The sequence below is a fragment of the Lysinibacillus cavernae genome, from assembly GCF_009724685.1.
GTDB classification, from domain to species: domain Bacteria; phylum Bacillota; class Bacilli; order Bacillales_A; family Planococcaceae; genus Lysinibacillus; species Lysinibacillus cavernae.
In genome coordinates, this window is sequence record NZ_WMEF01000020.1 from 18055 (window position 1) to 27599 (window position 9545).

The following is a 9545-nucleotide window of genomic DNA, read 5'->3' on the forward strand; positions in this document are numbered from 1 at the left end:
GAAGTAAATGAGGTGTAGATATGCAAAGTGTAGAGGCCCAAGTGAATGATGATTTAGTAGTACAAGCCATTGAACGTAATATAGCGATAATCCGCTTCGATATGGACCGAAGCGTGGCCTATGTAAATGAATTGTTTGCTCAAACATTAGGTTATACAGTACAAGAGATGCTAGGAAAGAATCATAGAGAACTTTGCTTACCCGATTTCGCTAATAGTATTGAGTATGGTAAGTTTTGGCGCAATCTAACAGCGGGAAATAGCTATCAGGACAAGATTGAGCGAATTGATGCTAATGGTAATATAGTTTGGCTTGAGGCGACATATATGCCTGTTTTCGCTAATAATACAAGAAAAGTAATTGGTGTCTCAAAAATTGCTACAAATATTACGGAGCGACAAAATGAAATAGTAACTGTAGCTGACAAATTGAAGGACATGTCTAAAGCACTTTATCAGCGTTCAGAGGCTGGCATTCAAAATAGTCAAGACTTATTGGAAACGATTAAAGCGGTATCGCAGGAGTCTAATGAAAATGTTAGTAATCTTGCACAGCTTCAAAAACAGGCAGATTCTATTAAAGGCATTGTGAAAACCATTCAAGAGATTGCCTCACAAACAAATTTATTGGCTTTAAACGCAGCTATTGAAGCGGCTAGAGCAGGAGAATTTGGTAGAGGTTTTGATGTGGTTGCAAAAGAGGTACGAAAGCTTTCTATAAGAGTGGAACAGTCCATTTCAGAAGTGAAGGATAATATTGAAGGAATAGAGCGAGAAATTAGTCAAGTTACAGACAATATTACAAGAATAGCTGAAAAAGTAGAAAAGACAAATGAACAAATTACTATTACAACAAATGATTTTAATGAAATTGCCTCTGCCGCTGAAGCGTTAGACGAGCAATCAAAACAGTTTATAGAAATCATATAATAAATCAGGTTGCGATTTTTACATTTTTAATTATCTTTAGCAATTTCATTTCCTAGATATATTGAAATAGTGTATGCGTTGTATTTACAATAATGATGTAAGTCTTTCATCAATCATAATAGGGGTGTTATGTATGACAAAAGTGGAAGTAAGATTTCAGCATTTACCAACGACAGCTATATCAGATGCGACGGGTGGACATACCAATTTACGGAGTGATATTAAACCGCTAGCAGATCATTTTAAAGTCGCTGGGCGAGCAGTAACTGTCCGTTTACCAGATGGTGAAAATGGGGCCGTGTTGGAAGCAATTCGAGCTGCTAATGAAGGGGACATTTTAGTAATTGATGCAAAGGGAAATACCAATCGAGCAGTGGCCGGAGATTTTGTCATTTCCTTAGCAAAGGGTATTGGTGTACAAGGCTTTGTTGTGGATGGAGTGATCCGTGATATTGCAGCCATTCAGGAGTTGAATTTCCCTGTATTTTCTCTAGGTACTACCGTAGCCGCAGGTAATAAAAACGGTGGTGGCAAAGTAAATGTGCCTATTGCCATAGGGGGAGTAACAGTTCATCCAGGTGATTATATTATTGGAGATGTGGACGGAGTTCTTGTCGTGCCTCAGCAGGATGCTGAAAAAATTGTTGCAGCTGCAGAGGCCAAACTTGAAAAAGATGAAAAGCGTGCACAAGAAGCACACGCAAATGGCAAAGAATCGATTATTGCATATCTAGACAAAGTACTGGCAAAATAAAAAAACCCTCACGATGCCATCCAACATCGTGAGGATTTTTTTAAATTACGCTAGATTTTCATTATCATTAAAGTAATTTTTCATCTTTTCTCGATCGAAACGACCTTCCCATTTCGCCATTACTAATGACGCTAATGAGTTACCAATTACGTTAACAACTGTACGTCCCATATCAAGAATACGGTCAATACCAGCGATAAATGCTAGCCCTTCAAGTGGAATGCCGACAGTACCTAAAGTTGCTAGAAGTACTACGAATGACACCCCTGGAACACCTGCAATACCTTTAGATGTAACCATTAATACAAGCATTAACGTAATTTGTTCACCAATGCTTAGGTGAATACCGTACATTTGTGCAATAAATAATGCTGCAATGGCTTGGTATAGTGTTGATCCATCTAAGTTAAAGGAGTAACCGGTTGGTATAACAAAGGATACGATATCCTTTGGAGCACCTAATTTCTCCATTTTCATCATAACACGTGGTAATACAGCTTCAGAACTTGCTGTTGAGAAGGCTAAAATTAGCTCATCTTTTAACACTTTAATTAAATAGAAGATGCTGATTCCTGCAAATTTTGCCACAAGTCCTAGAATGACAAAGATAAAGAATAGCATTGTTGCATAAACAAGAATAGCTAATTTGGCAAGTGGTACCAGTGAAGCAAATCCATATTTGGAAACGGTTACACCAATTAAACCAAATACCCCAAGTGGAGCAAATTTCATTACGAGGTTTGTTACCCAGAACATAGCATCTGCTACCCCTTGGAAGAAGTCTAAGACTGGTTTTCCTCGATCACCAATTGCAGCAACACCTAAACCAAAAATAACTGAGAAGAAGATAATCGCAAGCATGTTACCTTCAGCCATTGACTGAATAATATTTGTTGGAACGATGCCTACAATGATATCGAATGGTCCCTCATGTTGTACTTCTTCAGTTGTAGATACATATTTCGAAATATCTCCTTGAGATAATTCGTTCATGTTTATTCCTGCACCCGGTTGGAATATGTTTGCGGAAAGTAATCCAACTACGATAGCTACTGTCGTAATAATTTCAAAGTAAATAATGGATTTCCCGCCTAATCGTCCAAGCTGTTTCATGTCTCCAGTACCAGCAACACCAACGATTAATGTCGAAATTATAATCGGTACAACAATCATCTTAATAAGATGTAAAAATATATCCCCTAATGGTTGTAAATATGTCTCAATTTTGGGGTTTCCGTAAAAGATACCACCAACAATGATCCCTAAAATCAAACCGATTAAAATTTGAGCGGCTAAACTGATTTTAAATTTCTTTTTCAAATCCTTTGTACCTCCCCTAATATTAAATTTTTAGGACACGCCTTACTTTAATAATACGGAGGACTTATGGAATCCGACAAAATCCGAGAAAATTAATTTACTTTTGTTAAAATGTCTGAATATAACACTTGAATAAACTTCTTAATATTTACCTTTGCTTTACGATTATCGTGGTCTTCAATTTGTGTCATGAGCTGCCGAATTTCTTTAAAATCAAAGTAGCGAGGGGCATAGTACTCGAATTCAGAGTTTGTGTAATCGACAACCCCTAAATTAGCGAGATTAATCATTGCGGCTAAGATTGTACGGCGCACACGCTGTTCAATGGCTTTACTTTCTTTTAATATTTCATCTGGTGTAGCCTTTGTCACAGCGGCAATTTCTTCATAAAGTTCCTTTAATGGAGGAAGAGGTGCAATTTTGTGCTGATGAGCAAGTAATGTTTCTATAATTGCAATAATATCTTCGCTACCAATTTCGCCGACAATACCCATATCATTTAAAATTGATTGTATATGGTCTCGCGATGTTGCTTTATGAGCCTTTTGTTCACTTAATTCAATGTTTGTAAGTGATTGACGTATAACTAACAGTGAATTTTTGAGTCGAAATTGTTCAGTTGTTTTCTTCAAAACATTTTCTACCTCGATGCGGTTAATGGGTTTATGAATGAAGAAGTCAATTCCCTGTTCATAAGCTTCGCCAACCATTTCCTTATTCACAACCTGTGAAATCATAATAAATTGTCCCTCAAAACGATTTTGAATAAGTTGCTCCACTGTTGCTATTCCATCAAGCTTTGGCATCAGTAAATCAATAAGCACAAATTCTGGCTGCGTCATTAAAATTTGTGGAATGGCATCTTCACCATTTCGAGCCTCACCAATAACTGTACCTAACCCACTATCTTCAATAATTTGTTTTAACATAACACGACTTGCACGATCATCATCTACAATAAAATACCTCATTTAAGTCTCTCCCGTTTGAATAGTTTGCGTAGGAATTATGATTTTAAACGTTGTGTATTGATTGTTTGATTCAACGGTTATTGAGCCTTTTAATTTTTCTACTAGTTCAGCAACATGTGAAAGCCCAATGCCGGTTGCCGCTACACCATCAACATTAAATTTGGTGGTGTATCCAGGTTCAAAGATAATAGAAATATCTGTTTGTGAAATTCCATTTCCATTATCACATACTGTTATTACAGTATTATCTTCTTGACGCTGAATTTCAATAGAAATGATACCTTGTCCTTCGATAGCTTCTACTGCATTTGCTGATAAATTATTTAAAAGAGCAAGGAGTGCAATATGTTCTTTTGTTTGAAAATCGAAGTCTATACATGTGTTAAATTGTATATCCTTCCCCAGTAATTCAGCGTACTTACTATTGCCTTCTTCAATATAATGCAATAATTCAGATAATACAAAGGGGCCAAAGCTTCTTTCACCAACAATTTTCGAAATACCAGCATATATGCGTTGAGAATCTTTTTTTACTTCATGGATTTCCTGGGCAATATGAAGTGCTTGTAAACTCTCTGCTCGATAACCTTGAGCTTTTAACTGTCTATATAATTCATATCCGCTAGCTGTAATGGTTTCAATATGGTTCATTGATTTCTTTAAATATAGTGTCTCAACATAGAGGTCAGATCCAATATTCAGCATTTCTTGCACCCGTTTTTTTTGTTCAGCTATCAAAATGGAGCTATAAACACCTACTACAAAAAAACTTCGTAATAATGCTACCGCTAATAAAATCAAGAGGTCATGAACAAATAAAAAAGTATAGGTTTGGACAAAAAAGCGGAAAATTTGTTCAGCTAAATTACTAATGACCTCACTAAAGGCTACGAGTAAACCAAGTTTTAGTGGTTTTTCTCTGTATCGATGAATATCTAAAATTTGTAGGCATACTGCAAACAATACATAAAATAAAGCTGCTGGTAAATGGTTAAATATACTCTCAGCTATTGGAACGTCGTGTAAAGTGGAATTAAAAACACGAAAAATAGTTGTCACTATACCTGTAGCAACACCAGCCAAAATAATAGGTGTAGGCTTAATTAACGCGCATAAAAAAAAGATAATGGTTCCTAAGCCAAAACGAAAAGTGGTATTAGCAAAAGGCATTATTTTAATTTCACTACCAATTGCGGTCATGACGGCAATAATGAAAATCCAAAGAAGGGAAGTACGAGTTATAAAAGATTTCAGTTGCAAATTTAAAACCTCCCATAATTAATATAATAAAAAATACCACAACCGAGGCGGAAGTGGTATTTAACAAGTAATACATACAATTTTGGCAAAAAAAAACGGCTACATTCGTAGTCGGAAATTTAAAAACTGGAGGAGGTAGAGGGATTCGAACCCCCGCGCGGTGTTACCCGCCTGTCGGTTTTCAAGACCGATCCCTTCAGCCAGACTTGGGTATACCTCCATGATATGTTGCTCTGTTGTCTTATCGACAAAAATAAATTTAACATAACTAGAAACACACGTCAATATATTTTTATAAAAAAATGAGAGTTTTTAAAAATGAATTTGGAAATAAATAATTTGTGCATTAAGTTGCAATTTATACAAACTGTCAGTATACTAGTTATTGCCGTGCTAGGTGGGAAGGTAGCGGTGTCCTGTAACTCGCAATCCGCTCTAGCGAGACTGAATTCCTTTTTCGAGGCTGTCCGTATTGTTTGGTCTGCCTTTTGCACGTAGTGTTGACGATTGGGTCCTGCGCAATGGATACCCATGAACCATGTCAGGTCCGGAAGGAAGCAGCATTAAGTGGTCTTATCCATGTGCCGCGGGGTTGCCTAATCCGAGCTAACGACAAGAGTAACGCTTATGTGCGGCTGTCAAGGAAAGGTGCACGGCATTAAATTGCCAATTCAAAGCATCCGTCTATTATAGGCGGGTGCTTTTTTGTTTTTAATTTAGTATCTTCATTTTATATATAAGACGGCAAATGCTATAATAAAACTATTCAATATAAATGGAGAAGGAGAGAAGAAAATCGTGACGTATCAAGCATTTTATCGTGTGTATCGACCGCAATCTTTTCGAGAGATGTCTGGTCAAGCACATGTCAAAAGAACGCTACAGAATGCTCTCCTAGCGAATAAAACAACTCATGCTTACTTATTTTCTGGACCACGTGGAACAGGGAAAACCAGTACGGCTAAAATCTTTGCCAAAGCCTTGAATTGCGAACATGCACCATCAAAAGAGCCATGTAACGAGTGTGCCACTTGTATAAGTATTACAGATGGTTCTCACCCAGATGTTATTGAATTTGACGCAGCTTCGAATTCACGTGTTGAAGAGATCAGAGATATTATAGAAAAAGTTCGCTTTGCGCCTGCAAGTAGCAGATACAAGGTGTATATCATTGATGAAGTGCATATGCTTTCTACTAGTGCTTTTAACGCTCTTTTAAAAACATTAGAAGAACCACCTCCTCACGCGGTATTTATTTTAGCAACGACAGAGCCTCATAAATTACCTGCAACGATTATTTCCCGTTGTCAGCGCTTTGATTTTAAGCGACTTTCTACCAATGATATTATTGAACGTATGAAGGTTGTCTTAGAAGATATTGAGTTACCGTATGATGAACAAGGTTTAAAGGTTATAGCGCAATCGGCTGCTGGGGGAATGCGTGACGCTTTAAGTTTATTGGACCAGGTTGTGTCTTTCAGTGGAGAAAAATTAAAGCTCGAGGATACATTGTTAGTTACAGGTTCAATTAGTCAGGATGTTTTTTATGATTTAGCTGAAGCGCTCAAAGTGAAAGATGTTGCTCAAATGCTAGCGCTTTTAGAGCAACTTATAGCTGATGGTAAAGATCCTCTCCGTCTTTCAGAAGATTTAATTACGTTTTTCCGTGATTTATTATTACTTCAAACAAGCGATGATTTAGCGGAACTTTTAGAGCTTGTGTCTCCCGAGGAACGTGTATTTACTTTAGCGCACGAATTTGCACCAGATAAGCTTTATGGCTATATCGACATACTTGCGAAAACACAGCAAGAGATGCGTTTCTCTCACCATACAAAAATTTACTTAGAAACTGCATTACTTAAAATGGTACAGTTTTCGGGAGGAATAGCCCAACAAGCAATGGCTACAAACGAAGCGGCGCAGAACCCTGAACTTGCACAAAAGATTGTAGCGCTTGAGCAGATGGTTCAACAATTAACCTTACAACTGCAAACAGGGGCGCCAGTGCAAACAACGTCAGCACAAAAGGAGCAACGACCTCGTGCTAAAAACCCGAACGGCTATAAAGCGCCAACTGGTCGTATTCAAGAAGTTCTAAAAGATGCTACAAAGCAAGATGTACAACGGATAAAGACAGCTTGGGCACAGGCATTAAGTCAAATGCAAAAATCTCAATCTGCTCTTTTGGCAGAAGCTGAACCTGTTGCGGCATCTTCGAGTGCTTTTGTGTTAAAATTCAAGTATGATATTCATTGTCAGATGGTTGCTGATAACCAGTCTTTAAAGGCTCACTTCACTCAATTAATTGCCGGGCAAATTGGTACGATGTATGAGATGCTTTGCATACCAGAAGAATCATGGTTAAAAATACGCGAAGAGTTTATTCGCGATCATGGTACGCAGCAAAAGAAAACATCTACTGCCTCAGAGCATGGGGAAGAATCATTAGAGCCGCCACCGGCAGAAATGCCAGAAGAACCATTTATCGATGATGCTCAACCTCTTGCTTCACAAGATCCACTTGTGACAGAGGCCGAAAATCTCTTTGGTAAAGATTTTGTAGAAATTATTGAAGATTAAATTTTAGGAGGAAAACATTTATGCGTGGAATGGGAAATATGCAAGGTATGATGAAGAAGATGCAAAAAATGCAAAAGGAAATGATGGAGGCACAAGAGGCTCTAAATGCTGAACAATTTGAAGGTGTTGCAGGCGGCGGTATGGTAAAAGTAGCCGTTTCTGGTCAGCGTGAAGTAGTGTCAGTAAATCTTGATGAATCTGTAGTAGATCCAGAAGATATCGAAATGCTGCAAGACTTAATCGTCATTGCTACAAATGAAGCGTTGAAAAAAGTAGAAGAAAAAACTAACTCAACAATGGGTAAATTCACGCAAGGTTTAAACCTTCCATTCTAGGAGGTATTCATATGTACTATCCAGAACCAATATCCAAATTGATCGATAGTTTTATGAAATTGCCAGGCATCGGGCCGAAAACTGCGGCTCGTCTGGCGTTTTTTGTGTTATCAATGAAGGAAGACGATGTATTGTCTTTCTCTAAAGCACTGATTGATGCTAAGCGGAACCTAAGTTACTGTTCTGTCTGTGGCAATATAACGGATGTAGACCCATGTCACATTTGTGCAGATAAGCAGCGAAATCATTCTATTATTTGTGTTGTGCAAGATACAAAAGATGTTATTGCAATGGAAAAAATGCGTGACTACAACGGCATGTACCATGTACTTCAGGGTGCTATTTCCCCAATGGATGGCATCGGTCCAGAAGATATTAATGTTGCTTCCTTGTTAGTCCGTTTGCAAGATGAAAGTGTCCAAGAGCTTATTCTAGCTACGAATTCAACAATTGAAGGTGAGGCAACAGCAATGTACATATCTCGCCTTGTCAAACCATCAGGTATTCGTACGACCCGTATTGCGCATGGATTGCCAGTGGGTGGAGATTTAGAATATGCAGATGAGGTTACGCTATCTAAGGCAATGGAAGGTCGACGCGAGTTGTGAGTGAGGGGTTAATATGTTCTTCCGTAGTAAAGGGAAGTTAAAAAAAGAATTCGATAATAAGCTTGTGAATCTTATAAAAGAAACGAAAGATGATTTACAGCAGGCGAAGATAATAGAAGAATTGATGGATGATTATGACCTAGGGGTAATTGCCCAACGAAAAACAGCGGAAAGTATTCATTTCTATTTATTTAAGGAAGCCAGAATTCGCAGAGTTTTAATAAAATAGTTCTTATTTAAATATTATTCATAGAAGCAAAACAGGAAACATAAACTTTCATAATTATTTTATTGAGGGGGTAACCATTTGTCTTGGTTAGTAATTATGAGTATTTGTATTCCTGTAGGGCTTCTTTTTCTTTATGTAATAATAAGACATGCTAAACTGGGTAAAATCTTAGAGGGATTATCGGTGTTTTGGTTTAGATTTGCATTTGCCTTTCTATTATTGTTTATGATTCATTTAGGTATTGGTTATATAGGTTATAACGTACCAATCAACCTATTTTCAGTCTTAACGATTGCATTATTAGGTATTCCTGGTGTATTAGGAATAACAGCTTTAATATTTTTTTTATAAAAACCTTGCAATATGATGTTATTATGGTATAGTTATAAAAGTCGCTAATATAACTGATTGAAACGAAAAATAAATTTAAAATTTATGTTGACACATTATATGCGACGTGATATTATATAAGAGTTGCTGTTGGAAAAACGGTAACAACAAATGAACCTTGAAAACTGAACAAGCAAAACGTAATCAATAAAGTTTTTAGTAACTA

10 protein-coding genes, 1 tRNA gene and 1 other RNA gene are annotated in these 9545 nt (G+C 37.2%); 8 read left to right on the plus strand and 4 right to left on the minus strand.

The annotated features are described in order from the left end of the window. The first annotated feature begins 20 nt into the window (after positions 1–20). The gene (locus tag GJU32_RS22410; protein ID WP_155594113.1) at positions 21–929 is read left to right on the plus strand and encodes a methyl-accepting chemotaxis protein; all 909 of its coding nucleotides are present in this window, start codon (positions 21–23) and stop codon (positions 927–929) included. Between the two features lie 133 nt (positions 930–1062). Further along, on the plus strand, positions 1063–1683 hold the full coding sequence (locus tag GJU32_RS22415) for an RraA family protein (protein WP_155594114.1): 621 nt from the start codon (positions 1063–1065) through the stop codon (positions 1681–1683). Between the two features lie 45 nt (positions 1684–1728). Here GJU32_RS22415 and GJU32_RS22420 read toward each other — a convergent pair whose 3' ends face one another. From GJU32_RS22420 to GJU32_RS22435, 4 genes are all read right to left on the minus strand, one after another. Continuing rightward, on the minus strand, positions 1729–3003 hold the full coding sequence (locus tag GJU32_RS22420; protein WP_155594115.1) for a cation:dicarboxylate symporter family transporter: 1275 nt from the start codon (positions 3001–3003) through the stop codon (positions 1729–1731). 92 nt (positions 3004–3095) lie between these two features. Beyond that, a complete protein-coding gene (locus tag GJU32_RS22425) occupies positions 3096–3974 on the minus strand; it encodes a response regulator (protein WP_155594116.1) in 879 nt (292 codons plus the stop codon). Then, positions 3975–5234, minus strand: a complete 1260-nt coding sequence (locus GJU32_RS22430; protein WP_155594117.1) for a sensor histidine kinase — start codon at positions 5232–5234, stop codon at positions 3975–3977. It abuts the gene before it with no gap. Positions 5235–5361: 127 nt separating this feature from the next. After that, positions 5362–5454: transfer RNA gene (locus GJU32_RS22435), tRNA-Ser, on the minus strand. A 168-nt stretch (positions 5455–5622) separates the two neighbouring features. Here GJU32_RS22435 and ffs point away from each other — a divergent pair. The 6 genes from ffs to GJU32_RS22465 all read left to right on the plus strand — a co-directional run bounded on the left by ffs (position 5623) and on the right by GJU32_RS22465 (position 9340). Next, positions 5623–5890: signal recognition particle sRNA large type (gene ffs, locus GJU32_RS22440), an RNA gene on the plus strand. A gap of 142 nt (positions 5891–6032) precedes the next feature. Beyond that, entirely contained in the window at positions 6033–7817 is a 1785-nt protein-coding gene (gene dnaX, locus GJU32_RS22445) for a DNA polymerase III subunit gamma/tau (protein ID WP_155594118.1), read from the plus strand. Between the two features lie 20 nt (positions 7818–7837). After that, the gene (locus GJU32_RS22450) at positions 7838–8152 is read left to right on the plus strand and encodes a YbaB/EbfC family nucleoid-associated protein (protein WP_155594119.1); all 315 of its coding nucleotides are present in this window, start codon (positions 7838–7840) and stop codon (positions 8150–8152) included. Between the two features lie 11 nt (positions 8153–8163). After that, on the plus strand, positions 8164–8760 hold the full coding sequence (recR, locus tag GJU32_RS22455) for a recombination mediator RecR (RefSeq protein ID WP_155594120.1): 597 nt from the start codon (positions 8164–8166) through the stop codon (positions 8758–8760). 13 nt (positions 8761–8773) lie between these two features. Next, positions 8774–8989 carry a YaaL family protein gene (locus tag GJU32_RS22460; RefSeq protein ID WP_155594121.1) on the plus strand — a complete coding sequence of 72 codons (216 nt, stop codon included), beginning with the start codon at positions 8774–8776 and terminating at the stop codon, positions 8987–8989. A 78-nt stretch (positions 8990–9067) separates the two neighbouring features. Continuing rightward, positions 9068–9340 (plus strand): pro-sigmaK processing inhibitor BofA family protein, encoded by a 273-nt coding sequence (locus tag GJU32_RS22465; protein WP_155594122.1) that lies wholly within the window; start codon positions 9068–9070, stop codon positions 9338–9340. The last annotated feature ends 205 nt before the right edge of the window (positions 9341–9545 follow it).